Source organism: Spirosoma aureum (assembly GCF_011604685.1).
Taxonomy (GTDB): domain Bacteria; phylum Bacteroidota; class Bacteroidia; order Cytophagales; family Spirosomataceae; genus Spirosoma; species Spirosoma aureum.
Window position 1 is genome coordinate 8,045,666 of record NZ_CP050063.1, and the last position, 20,967, is coordinate 8,066,632.

The following is a 20,967-nucleotide window of genomic DNA, read 5'->3' on the forward strand; positions in this document are numbered from 1 at the left end:
TAAACCCTAAACCTAAAAAAAGAATGTCTCAATCACTACGAGCAGTTCTGTTTTTTTTGTCGCTGCATGGCGTCCTGCTGCTATCGGAGACAGCCAGGGCCCAGACGTTTGCCGTTAACTATTCGCGGCCATCGTTTCAGGGCGAAGTATCCGCCACGCGCCTTTCGTTGAATGAAGCGCTGGATGTGCTGAGTAAGCATCACAAAGTGATTTTTGAGTTCAACGACAATTTGCTGAAGAATAAAACCGTCGATCGGAGTCTGCTCGACAGTAAGCAAAGCCTGGAAGGAAAGCTCGAACGTATATTGATACCGTTCGGGCTGATTTACGAGCGATATGGTAAAAAATCGTACCTGATTTTCCTGCCGAACAACGGTGTCAAACCATCGGCCGAACCGAAATCGATCGATAAGGGCCTGTTAAAAGCATCCGCCGATGGGAGCTCACTGTACAACTCGCTGGATTCCAGAACCGAGCAGGACAGGTTCCAGCGGCTCAGTGAGATTCCGGTAATACCCGTCCAATTGGCCGACATTTCTGTGCAGGGAGCCGTAACGGATGATAAAGGGGAAGCCCTACCGGGCGTGAGTATTATTCTGAAAGGGTCTCAGAAAGGAACAACAACCGATGCGCAGGGACGGTATAAAATTGACGTACCAAACGCAGCGGCTACGCTGATATTCAGCTTCGTAGGCTATCTGTCGCAGGAAGTGACGGTTGGCAATCGGACAAGTCTGGATGTAGTTCTGAAGATAGATAACAAAACCCTCGAAGAGATTGTCGTTGTTGGTTATGGTACAGTAAAACGGAAAGATCTGACGGGCTCTGTCGGATCGGTTAGCACGCAGGAAATCAAGGAATTAGCCGTTGCCCGGATCGATCAGGCGCTTCTGGGAAAAGTAGCCGGTGTCCAGGTAAAAACGGTTAGTGGTGATCCCGGTGCGGCACCGCAAATCAAGATCCGCGGCATTGGCAGCATCTCGGCCGGTTCGAACCCATTATATGTTGTCGATGGCTTTCCGATTGATAATATCCAGACGCTGAACCCCAACGATGTGGAGAGCATGGATATCCTGAAAGATGCCTCTGCTACGGCTATTTACGGCTCACGGGGTGCCAATGGCGTTATCATCATCAACACAAAACGCGGCAAAACGGGCAAGGCAACCATTAGTTTCGACACCTATCATGGGTTCCAGAATGTATTGAAGCGCCCCGAATTTCTCAATGCAAATCAGCAGGCTCAATATTACTTCGACGGCATCCGGAACCGCAATATCGACAATGGGAACAATGTATCTGGTCCTTTTACGGGTTGGGCCATTCCCGTACCACAAACCGTTCAGGATGTGCTGTCTGGCAAAAATACGTACAACACCGATGCACTTGATGGTGTGTTGCGTACGGCTCCGCAAAGCCAGTATCAGTTGTCGGCATCGGGCGGTAGTGAAAATGTGAAATATGCGATCAGCGGGGAGTACTTCAATCAGGAAGGAATTATTCTGAACAGTAACTTTAACCGCTATTCACTACGGGCTAATATTGATGCCAAACTGACGAATAAGTTATCGGTACGGTTGAATGTCAATACGGCCTATACGGATGCAAAAGTGGTGACGGCCAGCGGGCCGGGTGGTGGTGATAACGACGGCATTATTGCGCAGGCAACCTCGGCCCAGCCGTATTATCCGCTCTACAATGCCGATGGTAGTTACTTCGTTTACTCGAACCTCGATGCGTCGACCATTCTCCTCAATCCGGTAGCGCTGGCGCTGGAAATTCAGGGAAAGCGAAAAGGAATGCGCATGTTGGGCAATGTCAATCTGGAGTATAAATTCACCGATGCCCTGAGCTTGAATGTCATGCTGGGAGCCACGTCATATACTACGAAGGCGATGCGGTTCAGGCCCCAGATTCCGGCTTTCTACAACAACGCGGCTGTTGGTACCGACAGCACGTCAAGTACGCTGAACTGGCTCACCGAATACACGCTGAATTACCGGAAGAGCTTCGGCAAACATAACCTGGTGGGTCTGGCTGGTTTTACGGCCCAGAAAGAAACCAATGAGTCGAACTTCCTGGCCAGCAATCGGTTTCCAAACAATCTAGTACCCACGCTAAGCGCTGTCAGTGGTATTCTGACCGATGGCTCGTCCAGTACCTATCAGTGGTCATTGCTTTCCTATCTGGCACGGGTCAATTACAACTACAGCGACAAATACTACCTGACAGCATCGATTCGTACCGATGGCTCGTCGCGCTTCGGAAGCAGTCATAAATACGGCGTATTCCCTTCGCTGGCCGTTGCCTGGCGTATTTCGGATGAAGATTTCCTGAAAAGCGTCCGGAGTTTGAGCGAACTGAAACTTCGGGTGAGTTACGGTGAAACGGGCAACAATAACATCGGCAATTACGAGCACTACCCGACCATCAATTACGAAAAATATACGCTCGGTGGTGTAGCCATCGGCGGCTATGCGCCCGCCCGGCCCGCCAATCCGAATCTAACCTGGGAAAAACAAAAATCCTTCAACGTTGGACTCGATGCCAGCTTTTTCAACCGTCGATTGACCGTCAATATCGACCATTTTCAGGCCAGGAACACCGATCTGCTGCTTAACGTAAACGTTCCTGATATCACGGGCTTCAGCACGGCATTGCAGAACATCGGTGAGGTTAAAAATACAGGCTGGGAGTTTGTTGTCAGTACGCTGAACCTGCAAAACAAGCTGGTCTGGTCTACTGATTTCAACATCTCGACCTACCAAAACAAGGTCGTTAAATTAGGCGTACAGGGCGATCCCATTATTTCGGGCCGGAACATTACCATGATTGGCCAGCCGATCGGCATGTTCTACGGCTTTTTAACCGATGGCATCTTTAAAACCCAGGCCGAAGTAGACAAAGGTCCGGTTTACAATCCAGGAGCACCGGATCGGTCGCGGCCGGGTGACATTCGATTTGTCGACGTCAGCGGTCCTAATGGCACACCCGATGGAATCATCAACAATTATGATAACACCATTATGGGTAGCCCCTACCCCGATTTTTACTACGGCATGACCAATCGGTTGTCATACAAAAACATCAGTCTCAGCATCAATATTCAGGGAACACAAGGGAATGAAGTGATCAGTACAGCCCGTAACATTACACTGCTCACCCGGTCGCGCAGCCGCACCCTGTCGACGCAGGCAAACTACTGGAAATCGGAGCAGGACCCCGGCGATGGCGTAACACCCCGACCAAACGATGCCCCGACCGGTGGCATTCGCCTGTCGAATCAGCGCTATGTCGATACTGGCTCGTACCTGCGGATCAACAACATCACGCTCAGCTACCAATTACCTGGCGACTTCGTTAAACGGCTTTCACTCAACTCGATCCGGGTTTATTCGAGTGCGAACAATCCGTTTATTTTCACAAAAAACACCTCGTTCAATCCCGATGTCAGCAGCAGTGGCGATGCGCTCACACCCGGTATCGATCTCAATAACTACCCATTGGCAAAGAGTTTTCTATTTGGGTTAAACGTTACTTTCTGATGTCAGTCATCCTCCCAAAAACCACGACGATGAAAAAGCTACTTAGCCTTGTCGCATTGACATCTCTCCTGATGGTGTCGTGCAGTAAAGAATTTATTGAAATTCCGCCCGTAGCCACCGTGAGCGTGGATGCTTTATACAAAACAGATAAAGATTTTCAGGATGCGGTTGTGGCTTCTTACAACACGCTCCAAACGCAGTATCAGGACTTCTGGATCTATGGCGATGCACGGGGTGATGACTCGCGGCAGGAAGTCGTAAAAACTGACCCCTGGTATTTTTCGGATGCCTTTATCCTAAGCAGTGATAACGATCTTCTGAAAACAACCTGGCGGAACTATTACAACATCATCAACCGCACGAATATCATCCTGGCAAAAATTGAAAGTGCTGATGCGGCCGTTGTTACGAATAAACCCCGCCACATTGCTGAAGCGAAGTTTTTACGGGCATTTGCGTATTTCGATCTGGTCCGGATATTTGGCGACGTACCGCTGCTGACCAAACCCGTAACAACGGCCGAAGCCTATACCCAGGCACGCGAGAAAGCCGATAAGATCTACGATGAGGTAATCATTAAAGACCTTCTGGATGCCGAAAATGGCCTGCCGGTCAAATATACCGGAGCCGATGTTGGACGAGCTACCAAAGGGGCAGCCAAAGCGATTCTGGGCCGCGTTTACATGACCCGTAAGGATTTTGTAAAAGCCGAAACCAAACTACAGGAAATAACGACACTCGGGTACTCGCTCCTACCGAACTACAACGATCTGTTCGATTACACGAAAAACGAGCACCACAACGAATACATCTTCGACATTGAGTACGAAGAAGGTATTGGCGAAGGCAGTGTTTTCACCAATCGGTTTTTCCCAAATTCGGCAGCCATGGCCGATGTCTATGGTGTAAAAGGAGGACTGACCGAAACGAATTCGCCTTCGCCTGGTTTGTTCGCCATCTTCACAGCCGACGATAAACGAAAAGACATCACTGTGCAAAAAGATGGCTTTATCGATAAGACCGGCGCTTTTGTAAAACTGCCCTCGGCAACGTCGCAGGCTTACACCAGGAAATACATTACGCCCGTAGGAACGGCCAATGACAGCCGGGCTAACTGGAAAGTGATTCGCTATGCCGATGTGCTGCTGCTTTATGCCGAAGCGCTGAATGAAAACGGTAAAACCGCTCAGGCTCTTCCTTTTATCAATCAGGTTCGGACTCGGGCGGGTCTGACCGGATACAGTAATCTGGCGAAAGATGAGTTGCGCGAAAAGATTTACCTGGAACGCCGGTTAGAATTATCATTTGAAGGCGTTCGCTGGTTCGACCTGGTCAGAACGGGCCGCGCTTTCGATACGCTTAAATCGCTGGGTATGAAAGAATACATGACCGTTTTTGCTGTTCCACTGGGCCAGATTCAACTCATGAACAATCGTACCCTGTTCCCGCAGAACCCAGGATATGAATAAAGACCTGTTTTGTTCCGACTATCCACACTATTGTTTTAATCAACGAAATAGACACGAGGCACCTCATAAGCGATAACATTATCTGGAGCCATTAGGCTCACATGCACTATGGAAAGAAGAGATTTCATTAAAACCACTGGCCTCGTCGGAGGTGCCTTTGCCCTTACGGGTCCGTCTGCCCTGGCCAATCCGGCAACCCGTATACTAGCCCCAACAGAAACCTTCTGGCTCGACGGCCCCATGCGATGGGCACAACTTGCCTTTGTGGAACGTGACCCCGGCCATTATGATCCTGATTTCTGGCTCAACTATTTCAAACGTATTCATGCCGATGGCGCTCTGTTGAGCGCGGGTGGCATTGTAGCCTTTTATCCGACTAAAATTCCCCTGCATCACCGCAGCGATTTTATGGGTAATTCCGATACGTTGGGCTACCTGGTGGAGGGCTGCAAAAAACAGGGCATGAAAATCATGCTGCGTACCGATCCACACGCTGTCCGGCAGGATGTCTACAACGCTCACCCCGACTGGATCGCCGTTACTGTCGACGGTCAGAAACGCCGTCACTGGGCCAACCCGGATTTGTGGGTCACCTGCGCCCTGGGACCTTATAATTTTGATTTCATGACGCAGGTGAATCAGGAAATCATGGAAAAATTCCAGCCCGAAGGTATTTTCTCGAACCGCTGGCATGGCCATGACATTTGTTACTGCGAACACTGCAAGACTAATTTCAAAACGGCCTCCGGCCTCGAACTGCCCAAGGCTGCCGACAAACTCGATCCAACGTATCGCAAATGGGCTGACTGGCGTATGAAACGCTTACGTGAAGTGTGGTCGGTGTGGGATGCAGGCATTCGGAAACAAAAGCCGACGGCCCGCTTCATTCCCAACGGGTTCCCTGATAAAGTAATGACCGGCAAAGAAGCCGATCTCTTCTTCGCCGACCAACAGGCCCGGCGCGGTCTTACGCCCCCCTGGGCGAATGGAAAAGGAGCCAAAGAACTCCGCTCAACACTGGGTCTAAAACCGCTGATCGGTATTTTTAGCGTCGGTATAGAAGAAGAGTTCCGCTGGAAAGATTCGGTTCAGAACGATGCCGAAATCAGGATTTGGGTAGCCGAAGGTACAGCCAATGGCATGCGCCCCTGCTTTGTGAAGTTCGGGGGCGACATTTACGACAAACGATGGATGGAAGCCGTAGCCAAACTGTATGAAGGCTACCATAAAAACGAGAAATACCTCCGCAACACGGCGTCGTTAGCTCGAGTCGGCATCGTTTATTCGGAACAAACCGACCGCAATTACGGCGGAAAACCCTGGCAGCAGAAAAGCGGTGACCATCTTGACGGCATGTACCACAACCTGGTGGAGAACCGTATTCCGTTCGACATGGTGAACGACCGGCTGCTGACGCCCGAAGACCTCAAGCGGTTCAAACTGCTGATCCTCCCCAATATCGCAGCGCTTTCAGACACACAGTGCAAACAGTTACAAGCCTTTGTGGACAATGGCGGCAGTATTGTATCTACCTTCGAAACATCGTTGTATGACGAAGAGGGCAAACAACGCTCCGATTTCGGCTTAGCCAGTTTGTTCGGGGTTTCGTATGACCAGAAAGTAGAAGGACCTCTACGGAACAGCTACCTGCAACTGCGTCAGGATGCGAAAAACAGTCAGACACAGCTGATTCTGAAAGGGCTGGACGATACGCCCCGGATCATCAACACGATTTACAAAGTCAACGTAAAACCAACGGCTACGTTTCCCAGCCCGATTACACTGATTCCAACCTATCCTGACTTACCGATGGAGGATGTGTATCCACGCGTCGCTGAAACTGATACGCGGGAGCTATACCTGCGGCAGGTGGGAAAAGGACGGGTAGCCTACATTCCCGGCGATCTGGACCGATCATTCTGGCAACTGATGGGCACCGATCACGGCCAACTTCTGAGTAATGTCGTGAATTGGGCGCTCGACGAAGAACCAGTTGCGGCCGTAATGGGGCCGGGTGTAATTGATGTAAACGTATGGCGGCAGGCCAACTCGATGACGGTACACCTGGTAAACCTAACCAACCCCATGATGATGAAGGGTCCATTTCGGGAGTTGATACCCGTAGAAGCACAGGTCAGCATCACGGTTCCTGCAGGCGCAAAAGTAACGGGGGTAAAGCTACTTATGAGCGATCAAAAGCCTAAATTTGAGTTAAAAGGGGGTAAAGTAACGGTGACAGTGCCCAAAATCCTCGATCACGAGATTGTAGCGCTGGATTTAGCGTAATAACTAATCAGACCTATCTCAAACCTATAAGGTTTTTGAAACCTTATAGGTTTAGGTTAAATCTATAAAGATTTAAGCCTGACAATCAATTCATTAACTGAATACAACTTATGATCTGGAAACAAGTTATTGATCCGTTCAACAATATCGCTTTATCCGTCCTGGTTGCGGCAGTGCCTATACTATTCATATTCTGGGCGCTGATAATCAGGAAAATGAAAGGGTATCAGGCCAGTTTGATCGCTACGGGTCTGGCCATGATCATTGCCATTCTTGTCTATGGCATGCCCGTAAAACTGGCGCTGTTATCAGCCGCACACGGAGCGGTATATGGCTTGTTCCCAATCTGCTGGCTCGTGGTGATGGCCGTATTTCTGTTCAACGTCACGGTGAAGAGCGGCCAGTTTGAGATTATCAAACATTTCATGGCCTCGATCACCTCCGACCGGCGACTACAGGCGCTATTGATCGCGTTTTCATTCGGCTCATTTCTGGAAGGTACAGCCGGGTTTGGTGCACCCGTTGCCATTACGGCGGCTATGCTCGTAGGGCTTGGTTTCAATCCACTTTATGCGTCAGGAATTTGCCTGATTGCCAATACCGCACCCGTTGCCTTTGGTTCCATCGGCATTCCCATTACGGTGGCCTCGCAGGTGTCGGGTATCCCCGAATTACCCATTTCGCAGATGGTCGGCCGGACACTGCCGATTTTATCGATTATGCTGCCTTTTTATCTGGTTAGCATCATTGCCGGTTTACAGAAAGCAAAGGAAATATGGCCTGCTGTATTGATATCGGGCATTTCGTTTGCCTTCCTGCAATATTTCTCCTCTAACTTTTTAGGACCCGCCCTGCCCGATGTCATTGCTGGTCTTGGTTCTATTGTGTGCCTGATGGCTTTCCTGCGCTTCTGGAAACCGAAAACCATCTGGCGCTTTGCCAACGAGCCAGCCGCTACCATCAATACCGATATCAGCTACACAAACGGCCAGCTCATCAGAGCCTGGTCGCCGTTTATTGTGTTGACCATCATGGTAATTGCCTGGGGCATTCAACCGATTAAAGATGCACTTAATTCGGCCGGAATGGTCCAGTTTGAGTTTCCCGGACTTCACAATGCCATTCAGGGCGAAGATGGAAATCTATTACCTAAGCTATTCAAATTTAACTACTTATCCGCAGCCGGAACAGCCATCCTGATTGCAGCTCTGATCGCGATTCCGCTGGTAGGTCTGACCTATCGCGAGGGAGCAAACGTATTTGGTGCTACGTTAAATCAACTGAAGTTTCCTATTCTTACAATCGCGGCTGTGTTAGGATTTGCCTACATCCTGAACGATTCCGGCATTACACTCACCCTGGCCGACGTACTGGCCAATACAGGATTCATGTTCCCATTTTTCGCGCCCGTACTGGGCTGGCTGGGCGTTTTCATCACGGGTTCCGACACGTCGGCGAATGCCCTGTTCAGTAAACTCCAGTATGCCACGGCAACCTCGATTGGTGTAGATCCGGTGGTGACGGTGGCGGCTAACATATCGGGTGGTGTTGTCGGCAAAATGATTTCTCCGCAATCCATTGCCGTTGCCGCAGCAGCGGGTAATCTGGTGGGAAAAGAGTCTGAACTATTCCGCTTTACGGTAAAGCATAGTTTCTACATGCTGCTCTTTATCTGCCTTATTGTACTCGCTCAGGCCTACGCCTTTAAATGGCTTATTCCTGTCTATGAAATGCTTGGCACTAAAAAAACCACGGCTCTACCCGACGTGTCGAAAGGATTTACGTACCTTATTGTATTGGGAGTCTTACTAATCGGTATCGCGACTGCCATTCTGATGACCTCCAGAAAGAAAGAACAAACCCCAGATTTAGTTAATTAACTTTTGCACCCTGAATTAGCATGAATGCTCCGCTTTGCAACTACATGAAAGTTGGCCTTGTCCATTTCATGGCATTTCCCGAAACCATGAAAGGTGAAGGGCCGGTGTTGGAAACCATAAAAAAAGTCGTGTTAGACGAGTATTTCGCGGCCATAGAAATCACAACGGTTAAGGATACCGACGTTCGGAAGAAGGTGAAAAGTCTTCTGGATTCGTCACACATGACCGTGGCCTACGCAGCACAACCCCGCCTGTTAACCACCGGCCTTAACCTCAACGATACCAACGAAGAAGGTAGACAACGGGCGCTCGCCAACGTAAAAGAAGGCATTGACGAAGCCTATGAAATTGGCGCCACTGGCTTCTCGTTTCTGAGCGGGAAATACGAAGAAGCCCGAAAAGAAGAAGCGTTCGAGTTGCTGGTGAAGTCGACCAACGAAATCTGCGCCTACACGAAAAGCAAAGGCGATATGAAAGTTTCGCTGGAAGTGTTCGATTACGACGTCGATAAAAAATCGCTGATTGGCCCGGCCGATCTGGCCTTACGCTACGTGCAGGAAGTTCGGAAAGAGCACGATCATTTCGGGTTAATGGTCGATCTGAGCCATATTCCCCTGATTCACGAAACGATTGAAGAGTCGCTATTGCCGGTTAAAGAGTACATCACGCACGCACACATCGGCAACTGCGTGGTCAAAAGCCCGGATATGCCTGCCTATGGCGATGTACACCCCCGCTTCGGTTTCCCGAACGGCGAAAATGACGTTCCGGAAGTAGTTCATTATCTGAAAGTATTACTGGACATCGGCTATCTGAATACAGAAAATCCGCCCATCGTAAGCTTTGAAGTGAAACCGTTTGGCGATGAAGATCCGGATGTGGTTATTGCCAATGCCAAACGTACGTTAAACGAAGCCTGGGCACGGGTATAGTATCGATGTTATTTCGTTTTTTTGTCATTCTTCGTTCCCAGGAATGACAAAAAACATAATCAAAAAAATCAACGATGAAGATTGTCGTATTAGACGGTTATACGCTGAATCCGGGCGATTTATCCTGGGATGGTTTAGAAAAACTGGGTGAGTTAACGGTGTATGACCGAACCCCCGCCGATCAGGTAGTCGAGCGGGCAAAAGAGGCTGAAATCGTCTTTACCAACAAAACACCGCTGGGCGAAGACATTTTAGACAAGCTGCCTAACTTGAAATTTATCGGCGTATTGGCCACTGGTTATAACGTCGTCAATACAGACATTACCAAAAAGAACGGAGTTATTGTCAGTAACGTACCCGGCTATGGTACGGCGTCGGTCGTTCAGTTAACCTTCGCGCTACTCCTCGAACTGACCCAGCATGTTCAACGGCACAGCGATTCGGTCAGGGAAGGCAAATGGGCGAAATCGATTGACTGGTGCTTTTGGGATTATCCGTTAGTAGAACTGTCGGGTAAAACCATCGGCATCATCGGCTTCGGTAGTATCGGCGAAAAAGTCGGCGATATTGCCACCGCTTTTGGCATGAATATCATCGGATCGAAACGGAATCATACGGATCAGTCGCACCGAAAAAACTTCCAGTGGGCCGAGATTCCCGAACTGCTGGAGCAATCGGATGTTGTCAGTATCCATACGCCTTTAGTGCCCGAAACGAAAGGGCTGATCAACAAGGACAATTTAGCCCGCATGAAACGCTCGGCCTTCCTGCTGAATACGTCAAGAGGGCCAATCGTCGTTGATCAGGATTTAGCGGACGCGCTCAATAACAATGTCATTGCCGGAGCCGGTATCGACGTATTATCCGCAGAACCTCCCTCCGCCGATAACCCATTATTCAGTGCAAAAAATTGCCTGATCACGCCACACATAGCCTGGGCAACCAAAGAAGCCAGAGCCCGGCTCATGGATATTACAGTCAATAACCTCACTGCATTTATCAACGGTAACCCTGTCAATGTAGTCAATTAACAAGCGAGTCGGCTTATGGAAATTACCCCGATCGGGCGTTTGTTCGCTACCCAGCGGACGAATGCCCTACATCTCTTATTGTGTCTTTTTTTTGCCAGTCAGCCTGTCGTGGCACAGCAAAATCCGACGGTCGGCACCCGCAAACAAGGTGATCCACTGGAGCATCTTCCAGCGAACATTGAGATCCTGACACACTTCGGGGAACGAGCCGATATTTCGCCAGACAACAAAAGCATTGCCTTTATGGCAAAAAGCTTCGGCGATGCCATGACTATCGACCTGAAAACCCGCACCATTCGCTGCCTCACCTGCAACGTTCCGGCGGCTGCGTTCCTGCGCGTGATGCACCTGCCCAACGGCGATTATTTACTGACGGGTCCAGACCACTTCGAAGACGCCACCATCAGTCGGGTACGCGACAGTGAGCTTTGGTTTTTACGGAACCAGCGGGGCGCAAAACCGATAAAATTAGGCCAGAAAATCAGTGCAGGGCTGGCCATCTCAAAGAAGACATTAAAAGTAGCGTTCACGCAGGAGTACCGATCAGAATCTGACCCATCCCGTAGCACATCTGAATTGGTCGTGGCTGATCTGATTATGTCGGGCAACAAACCAATGCTTACGAACCAAAAAAAAGTATACAGGGTCGAAAATCAGACCTGTTCGTTGGAAGCTCAGGACTTTTACGACAACGACAGGCAGCTGATTTTCTTTTGCTACAACCCTGCCCAAAAAGCCACCGTGATGGCTATTGACTTACAGACCGGGCAGCTAACCGATCAGTCAAAAACCACCGAAACGCATACCGAACCGGAAGGCATTTTTGCCAATGCCAACTACGTTACGGTTGAATCGGACAGGCAAGTCGCCTGGCTGGGCGGGAAAACCGGCCCCGGCAACATCGACATCTGGAAACTAAAACTCGACGGAACCGGCAAAAATATAGAGCGTCTAACCCACTTTAATGACTATGAAGGCTGTAAAGCGTCGAATTCCGTCGTGTCAACCGATGGGAAATTTATGGCTTTTCAGTCGGCAAAATCATCTGATCCGGCCGGAGTCGGCTACGGCGTACTGCTTTACTGGTTCAACAAATGAGGTGCATCTTATGTAGAAACACGTGGACCACCCTTTGCGGCCCAACCCTATATAAGGCGATTTGATTTCAGACTTTCTAAACCCAACAACCATGAAAATCAATCACTATTTACTTGCGTTGCTGCTGCTGGCCTCCGGGGTCGTACTTGGGCAAACCGGCGCGGCAAAAAAAACAGCTGCCAATAGCACCAAACCAGATCCGGGTAGCTATGATGGCACCTGGTGGAATCGGGCACCCGTCCGGCTCATTCAAACCAACCTGCGCGAAACCGATGCGTTAATGAATACCGATGCCTATGTGCAGTCGATGGTCGATGCTTCGGCCACCGTAGTGATGTTAAACGTGGGCGGTATTGTGGCGAATTACCCGACCACGCTCGATTATCACTTCAAAAATCAGTTCATGAAAGGCGGTGACCTGGTCGGCGATCTGGTAACCAAGCTCCACGCGAAAGGCATAAAAGTGATCGGTCGATTTGACTTCAGCAAGATCAATGAAACATACGCCCAAAAGAAACCGGAGTGGCTGTATGTCGGCACGAACGGAAAGCATGTACATTTCAACGGGCAGGTTCATACCTGCCCCAACGGCGGCTATCAACAGGAATATGGCTTTGAAATACTAAAAGAAGCGATCACGAAGTATCCGCTCGATGGCATTTTCTTCAACATGATCGGCTACACGACAACCGATTATGGCGGTACTTACCATGGCATCTGCCAGTGCGACAACTGCAAAAAACGCTTTCAGACCGAAACCGGCATGACCCTTCCGGTAAAAGCAGACATGAACGATCCGGTCTTCCGACGGTATAATACTTTCAAAAAAACCACTGCCGACGAGCTTTTCTATAAAATTGGTGATTACGTTAAAAAACTAAATCCGAACCTGATTGTCAATACTTACGCCGATGCAGGTGTCGACATGATTCGTGACGAGTCGAGCTCCTGGTTGACCGATGAATACGAATGGAATTACTCCGGCACAGACCATGTAAAACGTGTGCTAGGCTCTTACAGGGACAAAACACCCAGCAACGTCTTCATCTATTTTATTGCCATACCGTTTCGGCACACGGCGACCTCACCCAATATTGGCCGGGTATGGTTGCTGGGCAACATGCTCAACGGGGCTCCACTCGATTTCAATGTTATCGGCACACTGGTCAATCAGGACGACCGCGTGTTTATTCCGATTCTGAATGACCTGTATGGCTTTCATAAAAAGAACGAAACGTTTTTTACGAATCTTAAACCGGTGAGCCATGTCGGCCTCATCAAAGGCACCGAGAAAGAGTACCGAGGGATGATTAAACTGCTCTCCGAAGAGCACATCATGTACGATATCATCGAGCCATTGACCATTGGCAGCAAATCAGCCCCACGTCCGTTGCAGGACTACGACGCGGTTATTCTGGGTGATCTGCCCAATATGAGTGATCAGCTGACCGCTCAACTTGACGAGTACGTACAAAAGGGGGGGAAACTATTGGTTACAGGTTTTAGCTCAACGAATGATGAAACGGGCAAACCCCTGAAAACGATACGACTTAAATCGCTGGGTGTATCGCCCGAATACGATCTATTCCCCAGAACAAATTCGACCTATCTGCAAGTGTCGGCCAGCGACAAAAAAACACTGGGAGCCGACGGCTTCAAAGACCTCGATCTGATCATGCTGTATTCTGACTTCATGAAATGCAAACCCAGCGGCTCTTCACAGACCTACATGAAACTCGTACCCGCCGTTCGGTTCGGGCCACCCGAAAAATCGTATTTCACCGATAATGACATCACCGATTCGCCCGGCCTGATCAGCAATTCGTACGGGAAAGGCAAAACGGTTTTCATTCCCTGGCGTCTGGGCACCCACTATGAATTCAAGGGTAATCACGGGCACCGGGCTTTGTTTACGGCGGCTTTGCAAACGGTCTTACAAACACCGAGCTCGATAAAAACCAATGCATCGCCCCTCATCGAAATGACGCATATGTCCAATCGAAATGACGCTTTTGAATGGATCGGTATGATCAATCACTCCGGCCAGATTGGGGCGTCGTTGCGGGAACCAATTCCCATTCAGAACACGACGATTCGGTTCAAGCCAGCCAAACCGGTAAAGCAGCTAAAGCTCGCCCGGTCGGACAATAATCTGAAATTTACCCAAAGCAATGGATGGGTAGAATGCGTGGTGCCACAAGTAGATGATTTCGAAATGCTGGTTTGTCTGTATCAGTAAGTACAAAAAATCATCATGAACGATAAAACGATTGGCGTAATTGGCACCGGCCTGATGGGGAATCCAATTGCAAAACACCTGCTGAATGCCGGGTACACCGTACTTGTCCATAACCGAACCAAAAGCAAAGCCGATTCGCTCATGGAAATGGGTGCGACCTGGTTCGACACTCCGGCTGCCCTTGCCGAACAGTCTGATGTAGTGATCACCATGATTGGTTACCCGAAAGATGTAGAAGCTTGTTACTTTGGGGCCGACGGTGTGTTTCAGGGTATAAAGTCGGGGGCTGTTACTATTGACATGACAACGACCAAACCCAGTCTGGCCGTCCAGATCGCACAACATGCCGCTACGCTTGGTGTCGATTCCATTGACGCGCCCGTATCGGGTGGCGAGGTAGGCGCGATCAACGGTACGCTGTCAATTATGGTTGGTGGCAAAAAAAGCGCTGTTGATCGGGTAATGCCGGTTTTTGAGGCATTTGGCAAAAATATAATCTATCAGGGCCCGGCCGGAGCGGGTCAACATACGAAAATGTGCAACCAGATCACGATTGCCGGAACGCTGATCGGCGTGTGCGAAGGGCTGATCTACGGCCGTAAAGCAGGACTTGATTTAACGACCATGCTTCAATCGATCAGCAAAGGGGCCGCAGGTTGCTGGAGTCTGGATGTGCTGGCTCCTAAAATCGTAAAAGGCGATTATTCGCCGGGCGGCACGATCGATAATTTTGTCAAGGATATGGGCATTGCCCTCGAAGAAGCCGAAACCATGCAGTTGTCTTTACCGGGACTGGCGTTAGTCAAACAACTGTCTTTATCCATCCAGGCAATGGGCAAAGGTTCGCTGGGGAATCAGGCGCTGTATCTTGCCCTTGAAAAACTGTCAAATATGGATTCCAAAGCCGTTTCATGAACACGGCGTCTAAAAGAGCACAAAGTTTCTGTTTAGTGACGAATAAAACGCGAATTCTTCGTCGTGATAGTGCCTCTGTGTTTTAATTTCGCGCCTTACTCCCCTTGCTATTATGAAAAACACGCGTGTCCTCATTGCCCCGAATGCGTTTAAACACAGCCTCAATGCTATGGATGTAGCCCTGGCCATTCAGGAAGGATTACAGAAAAGCCGTCTCGACTGTGTATGTGAGTGTTTTCCGGTGGGCGACGGCGGTGATGGAACGGGCGAATTGATGATAAAAAAACACAACGGTTCAATTGTTTCGGCAGAAGTCAATGACCCGTTCAACCGAAAGATCACATCGTCATTCGGCTTAGTCAATGATGGCGAGACAGCTATTATTGAAATGGCCAATGCATCAGGGCTTCACCTGGTCAAACCCGAAGAATTAGATCCACTACGGGCTACGTCGTTCGGAACGGGTGAACTGATCAAACTGGCGCTCGACAAAGGCGTCACGAAGATTGTACTGGCTATTGGTGGTTCGGCTACGGTTGATGGTGGCACTGGCATTTTACGGGCACTCGGCATTCGTTTTCTGAATGCAGCCGGGCAGGAACTAACAGCGCCCGAAAGCCTCACCGAACTGGCCAGCATCGATGTTTCCGGGCTCGATCAGCGGATTTTAGCCTGTGAGGTCAGTATTCTGTGCGATGTCGACAACACGTTAGTTGGCGATCACGGTTCTGCTGCCGTTTTCGGCCCGCAAAAAGGAGCTACCCCCGATGGCGTAAAAAAACTGGATACCAGTCTGCGGAAGTTTGCCGAGGTGGCCCTGGCTCAGACCGGAATTGATATGACACTCATCAAACACGGTGGTGCAGCCGGAGGTGTGTCTGCGGGACTTTACACATTTTTCAATGCCAGACTCGTCAATGGCATCGATTTCTTCCTCGACTTTACCGGTTTCACCGAAGCCGTGGCTAAAGCCGACGTTGTCATTACCGGCGAAGGCAGCATCGACGAACAGACCCTGCATGGTAAAGGGCCGTTTGGTGTTGCTTTCCAGGCGAAACGGAAAAATTTACCCGTAATTGGCCTTGCCGGAAAAATTCCGCTTGAACAAAACGAGAAGCTAAATCAGTATTTCGATGTATTACTGGCCATTGGAAACGGGCCTACAGACATCACGACAGCACTTAAATACACGAAAGAGAACCTGATCCGTACAGCCTGGCAGGTTGGCAATCTGCTTGCTAACTAATCGTTCTATTTCCAATCATTTCTTCCATAAAAAAGCTGATCATGGCAGATGAACGTCTGCCATGATCAGCCTGAACTAAAATACAAGTAACGGCTAGTCTCAGTGATCGCCGTAGCGTTTTTCACCGGCGGCAATCGCTACGGTCAGTTTGTTTTCCTTCGGCGGTGTTGGGCAGGTTGCATAGGGCGTGAAGGCACAGGGCGGATTCGTGGCTTTATTAAAATCCAGATAGGTGTAACCGTCAGCATCCGGGCCAGGCGCATCCAGGAATCGGCCACCGCCATACGTGTCATGTTTATTGGTCTGATCGGCGAAAACGAAATGCAATCGGCTGGTTGTTCCGGTAGCATCCAGACTATATTCTTTGCCGTTTACCGTAAACAGTAACCTCCCCGGCGACTCCTGATCACTTACCCGGCCTGTAATGTCGGTAATGGCAATTTTCTTCCCAGGCGTAGGCACGAATTTCGCTTTTACCCGCCAGTCTGTACTGATTGGATAGGTGTCGATTCCCTTAAACTCTTTCAGATACGGGCTTTCCAGGTCGCGCAAACGAATGGCGTATTTGTCGCCCCGCTGAATGACGAACCAGCGCAGGGACTTGTGTTTCAGCACAATGGGTTTGCCCGTGTAAGGAAAAATATCGAGACTGGTGACAGGCTTATCGCCCTCAAAAATCTGAGATCCGGGTGTCGTTTCAAGGGTGACTTTCCCCTTTTTCAGGATGATTTTACCTAACTGTGCATCACTGTGATCGGCCGGGAACACAATGATATTTTTATCACTACCCCCAAAAGTATTTTCACCTTCGTTGAGCCAGAATAACCCTGCCAGATTAAGCCATCCTTCTTCTTTTTTGAGGTCTTCTACCCGTTTTGCGTGCCACAGTTTGATTTCCTCTTCATACGAAGAGTCGATGGTGAACGCCAGCAATAACAGCGGTAACAGCAACAGCCAGTTCATTTGTTTTTTCATGATCGTATCTAGTTAATTGGTTGAACGTTTTATACTAATTGTCTTTAGACAAATTGGGTAATTGAGGTATTATGGTGTCGGTTTCTGAAAACCGACACCATCGTATTGGTTATAAAGGGAATAAGGTTTTGTCGCCAAACTGAGCCGTAGCGTGCAGGTGGGTAGCGTACTCCTTTGTTTTTGCCGCATCCCCTTTCTGCTTGTAGACCCTATAAAGCCCCCAATATGCATTCGCCGAATTCGGATGTCGTTCCAGTAACTGGGTATAGGCCGCGATCGCTTTATCGTATTGATTGGCTTTCAGATGCGTCTCAGCCAGACTGATCAGCACGGGACGCGCGTAGGATGGGGGTTCGCTATAGCCCAGATCATCTTCTTTTTTCTTCGCTTTTTCTAGTAATGCAATAGCATCACTGTACTTATTTTCGGCGCTTTTAATAACGCCCTGCAACTCCAGTGAGGCTACGTTTAGATCGTTCAGGCGTCGGATCGTGATCACATCGTCGGGTGTTTGCTGATTGGCATTTCGCCAGAGCGACGCATCCAGCGCATCGGCAAATCGTTTAGCATCCTCAATCCGATTGTTTTTAACCGCATCCATACCCGAAGCGAAGTAGTAAAGCCCGTCTTTGTAGGCGATGGCTTTGGTCGTGTACAGGCTGTCTTTGTCGAGTTTAATGGCGGCCAGGCGGTCGGCAGCCTTTTTATAAAAGCCAAAACACAATTCCATTTTTGCCGGAGCAATCACGCCCTGATAGAAAAAGCGGCCTTCATATTTGCGTTTCCGCTCTTTGGTTGCGGGCATTTTCTGCAGTTTCTCGGCATACTGTAAGGCCGTTGCATAGCGCCCGTCTTCGGCGCAATTCGAGAGCAGGTAGTTGATATTGTGGATATAATTCCAGGCATCGACCTCCGGAATATGCTGCTTTTTCATGTAGGCCGAATCAACCGCCAGCGAAGCCGTGAAGGCATCATACGCCTTTTTATAGTCGCCGATTTTGTAGTAGATATGGCCGGGCATGTGCACCATATGTCCTGAAGCGGGGGCCAGTTTGGGCAGTAATTCAGCACTTTGGACTGCCTGTTCGGGGCAGCAGTTTTCCATCAGGTGAATCCAGTAATGATGCACGGCAGCATTGTTCGGATAGGTTTTGAGCAGATCGCGTAGCAAATACTCCGCATACATCTGGCCCTCACGCGGATTCATCTCGGTATCATAGCCACCCATTTTACTTAGGGCCAGAAACAACTTGGCATCCACATCAGCAGGGTATTTATGCACAATTACCTCCAGTTTTTTCTGGTATCCCTGCTTGCCGTTCTCACTATCGGCATCGCGTAACAGAATCCCTTCGGCATAGAGTTTCTCGCGCTCCGAAGCCGATTCTTTCAGTGCTTTCAGTTTCCGGATCGCCAGCTTTTTATCCGCATTAAAATCATTTCCTTCAATGGCTCCGATCGCACTGTATAAGCCCCAGTAGGGCATAATAGCCGTTGAATCGTACCGAATGGCTTCTTTAAAGGCACGATAGGCCTCAAAATCCCAGAAGCAATGCAGCAAGGCCACACCCTGATTAAAAAAGGTCTGGGCCTGTTTCGACGACGTTGTGATCCTGAACTCAACAGCTCCAATGCCGGTGATCTGTTCAGGGGCGGGAAGATTGTGTACATAAACCGTTTCTTTTCGGTAATCCTGAATGTGAGCCAGATGGCTATGACCGAGATCGTGGCTATCGCCATCATGCACATCGTGCTGATGTTCAGGCTGACGGACGCGCTGTCCCATCGCGCTAAATACAATCAGACAACCGACTAAAATGCGTAGTATCATGGATAAAATCAGGTGTTAATTAGCTCAACAGCAACTTATTCGTTGTGATCTCGGTGTTGGGAAGCGGAAAGGTGTAATTGCTTTGCGAAGGCTCGACCGCCGGAGCGCTGTTCGAACTACTCGACTTGGCCGGTAATGGCAACAGGTTTCGGAGTAAATCATTGGAGCGAAAACCTTCACCCAGCAGCTCGATGCGTCGTTCTTTCAGTATCGTGCCAATCAGCGACGACTGGGCTCCTACGGCAGTCGCCGGGAACGTGTAGCTGGCATCCGAACGGTTTCGAACAGCTTTGAGCAAATTGGTAGCTGTTGCCAGATCGCCCGTGCGGGCAGCCGCTTCGGCGTAGTTCAGTAGCACTTCCGAATACCGGATAATGGGCAGATAATCCAGAAACGGAGACGGTTTGTTGTATTTTGTCAGAAACTGAACGCCGGATGCGGTACGTGCAAACGTCCGTCTCGCGTCGGTCGATTTCCATTCGGTGTCGCCCCAAATGCCACTCGGATTCAGGTTGTACTCCGAATTCGCATTAAAGACATACGGAAACGACGACTGACCTGTCACGTTGTCGAGTTCGGTCATCGGAACGGACAGAATCGACTCAGTGCTGGTGTAATTGGTCGTAAAAATTTCGGTGATCGTTTGTAGCTTGTGATTCACGCCCGTAGCCGCCGAATAGGGGGCACTGACCGACACGATCTTCTTCGCTTCCTCAATCACTTTTGCCCAGTTGCCACTGTTCAGGTAAACGCGCGTTTTTAGCGCAATGGCCGTGTTGCGGTGCGCCCTGGTCGTGTTGAGCAGCGCCGTTGAATAGGTGAGCGGAAGGTCGGCTTCGGCTTCATCCAGATCCTTCAGAATCTGGGTGTACACCTCAGCGACCGAACTACGTTTCAGGTCGTTGTTGGCGGTCGTTGTTTCGGCCTGCAAACGAAGTGGCAAACCGGGCGATGCTCCTTTGTTTTCGTTGAACGGACGTGCATAAAGCGTAACGAGGCTGAAATAGCTAAGCGCCCGCGTCAATTTTGCCTCAGCAATGTATTGCTTCGTGAGGGTTGCACTTACTTTGTTCGGATTGTCGGTCAGCCCTTTAATCAGAATATTGGCGTTGTTAATGGTCGCATAAGCTGCCGCCCAGAAACCCGCCACGAAGTTGGAGCCCGAATTCAGGGTCTGATTCCAGGCTTCGTAAGCCGTAAATGTATTGCTCGTCCGGTTGATGAACTCTTCACCGCGAGCTTCCTGATAGGTGTAATAATTCCCGCCGTAAAAATTCGCGTTTTTCAGCGCTTTGTAAATGCCGTTGACCAGACCCAGAATCCGGTCGGGCGTGTCAAACGCATTAGCGCCACTAATTGAGGTTACGGGTGCCGGATTCAACAACTCGGTTTCATTACAGGCCGAGACGGTTAGCAACAGACCAAGGCTAATGTAGCGGCCTGAACGGCCGATGGCTTTACTGAAATTATATGTTTTCATGCGGATCAATACTGGTTAATGTAGCTTATGGCTGTCGTTC

13 protein-coding genes are annotated in these 20,967 nt (G+C 49.6%); 10 read left to right on the forward strand and 3 right to left on the reverse strand.

What is annotated here, in order from left to right; genetic code table 11:
- The first annotated feature begins 23 nt into the window (after positions 1–23).
- The 10 genes from G8759_RS32315 to G8759_RS32360 all read left to right on the forward strand — a co-directional run bounded on the left by G8759_RS32315 (position 24) and on the right by G8759_RS32360 (position 16,641).
- Entirely contained in the window at positions 24–3,545 is a 3,522-nt protein-coding gene (locus tag G8759_RS32315) for a SusC/RagA family TonB-linked outer membrane protein (RefSeq protein ID WP_167217404.1), read from the forward strand.
- A 29-nt stretch (positions 3,546–3,574) separates the two neighbouring features.
- Entirely contained in the window at positions 3,575–5,014 is a 1,440-nt protein-coding gene (locus G8759_RS32320) for a RagB/SusD family nutrient uptake outer membrane protein (protein ID WP_167217406.1), read from the forward strand.
- Positions 5,015–5,122: 108 nt separating this feature from the next.
- On the forward strand, positions 5,123–7,300 hold the full coding sequence (locus tag G8759_RS32325) for an alpha-amylase family protein (protein WP_167217408.1): 2,178 nt from the start codon (positions 5,123–5,125) through the stop codon (positions 7,298–7,300).
- A 110-nt stretch (positions 7,301–7,410) separates the two neighbouring features.
- Positions 7,411–9,180 carry an L-lactate permease gene (locus G8759_RS32330; RefSeq protein ID WP_167217410.1) on the forward strand — a complete coding sequence of 590 codons (1,770 nt, stop codon included), beginning with the start codon at positions 7,411–7,413 and terminating at the stop codon, positions 9,178–9,180.
- A gap of 20 nt (positions 9,181–9,200) precedes the next feature.
- On the forward strand, positions 9,201–10,112 hold the full coding sequence (locus G8759_RS32335; protein ID WP_167217412.1) for a sugar phosphate isomerase/epimerase family protein: 912 nt from the start codon (positions 9,201–9,203) through the stop codon (positions 10,110–10,112).
- 74 nt (positions 10,113–10,186) lie between these two features.
- Positions 10,187–11,143, forward strand: a complete 957-nt coding sequence (locus G8759_RS32340) for a D-2-hydroxyacid dehydrogenase (protein ID WP_167217414.1) — start codon at positions 10,187–10,189, stop codon at positions 11,141–11,143.
- A gap of 15 nt (positions 11,144–11,158) precedes the next feature.
- The gene (locus G8759_RS32345) at positions 11,159–12,241 is read left to right on the forward strand and encodes a TolB-like translocation protein (RefSeq protein ID WP_197933062.1); all 1,083 of its coding nucleotides are present in this window, start codon (positions 11,159–11,161) and stop codon (positions 12,239–12,241) included.
- A 91-nt stretch (positions 12,242–12,332) separates the two neighbouring features.
- A complete protein-coding gene (locus G8759_RS32350) occupies positions 12,333–14,480 on the forward strand; it encodes a hypothetical protein (protein ID WP_167217416.1) in 2,148 nt (715 codons plus the stop codon).
- Positions 14,481–14,495: 15 nt separating this feature from the next.
- Positions 14,496–15,395 (forward strand): NAD(P)-dependent oxidoreductase, encoded by a 900-nt coding sequence (locus G8759_RS32355; RefSeq protein WP_167217418.1) that lies wholly within the window; start codon positions 14,496–14,498, stop codon positions 15,393–15,395.
- Positions 15,396–15,507: 112 nt separating this feature from the next.
- Positions 15,508–16,641, forward strand: a complete 1,134-nt coding sequence (locus tag G8759_RS32360; protein WP_167217420.1) for a glycerate kinase — start codon at positions 15,508–15,510, stop codon at positions 16,639–16,641.
- A 99-nt stretch (positions 16,642–16,740) separates the two neighbouring features.
- On the opposite strand, the gene G8759_RS32365 is transcribed toward G8759_RS32360, so the two are convergent.
- From G8759_RS32365 to G8759_RS32375, 3 genes are all read right to left on the reverse strand, one after another.
- Entirely contained in the window at positions 16,741–17,616 is an 876-nt protein-coding gene (locus G8759_RS32365) for a DUF1684 domain-containing protein (protein WP_167217422.1), read from the reverse strand.
- Between the two features lie 109 nt (positions 17,617–17,725).
- Positions 17,726–19,447: a tetratricopeptide repeat protein gene (locus G8759_RS32370; RefSeq protein ID WP_167217424.1), complete on the reverse strand. Its 1,722-nt coding sequence runs from the start codon at positions 19,445–19,447 to the stop codon at positions 17,726–17,728.
- Between the two features lie 19 nt (positions 19,448–19,466).
- Positions 19,467–20,927, reverse strand: coding sequence for a RagB/SusD family nutrient uptake outer membrane protein (locus G8759_RS32375; RefSeq protein WP_167217426.1), 1,461 nt, complete (start codon positions 20,925–20,927; stop codon positions 19,467–19,469).
- Positions 20,928–20,967: the final 40 nt, after the last annotated feature.

Bases quoted from the DNA above. Each gene is read 5' to 3' on its own strand.
- G8759_RS32315 (WP_167217404.1), top strand. From the start codon at position 24: ATGTCTCAATCACTACGAGCAGTTCTGTTTTTTTTGTCGCTGCATGGC.
- G8759_RS32320 (WP_167217406.1), top strand. From the start codon at position 3,575: ATGAAAAAGCTACTTAGCCTTGTCGCATTGACATCTCTCCTGATGGTG.
- G8759_RS32325 (WP_167217408.1), top strand. From the start codon at position 5,123: ATGGAAAGAAGAGATTTCATTAAAACCACTGGCCTCGTCGGAGGTGCC.
- G8759_RS32330 (WP_167217410.1), top strand. From the start codon at position 7,411: ATGATCTGGAAACAAGTTATTGATCCGTTCAACAATATCGCTTTATCC.
- G8759_RS32335 (WP_167217412.1), top strand. From the start codon at position 9,201: ATGAATGCTCCGCTTTGCAACTACATGAAAGTTGGCCTTGTCCATTTC.
- G8759_RS32340 (WP_167217414.1), top strand. From the start codon at position 10,187: ATGAAGATTGTCGTATTAGACGGTTATACGCTGAATCCGGGCGATTTA.
- G8759_RS32345 (WP_197933062.1), top strand. From the start codon at position 11,159: ATGGAAATTACCCCGATCGGGCGTTTGTTCGCTACCCAGCGGACGAAT.
- G8759_RS32350 (WP_167217416.1), top strand. From the start codon at position 12,333: ATGAAAATCAATCACTATTTACTTGCGTTGCTGCTGCTGGCCTCCGGG.
- G8759_RS32355 (WP_167217418.1), top strand. From the start codon at position 14,496: ATGAACGATAAAACGATTGGCGTAATTGGCACCGGCCTGATGGGGAAT.
- G8759_RS32360 (WP_167217420.1), top strand. From the start codon at position 15,508: ATGAAAAACACGCGTGTCCTCATTGCCCCGAATGCGTTTAAACACAGC.
- G8759_RS32365 (WP_167217422.1), bottom strand. From the start codon at position 17,616: ATGAAAAAACAAATGAACTGGCTGTTGCTGTTACCGCTGTTATTGCTG.
- G8759_RS32370 (WP_167217424.1), bottom strand. From the start codon at position 19,447: ATGATACTACGCATTTTAGTCGGTTGTCTGATTGTATTTAGCGCGATG.
- G8759_RS32375 (WP_167217426.1), bottom strand. From the start codon at position 20,927: ATGAAAACATATAATTTCAGTAAAGCCATCGGCCGTTCAGGCCGCTAC.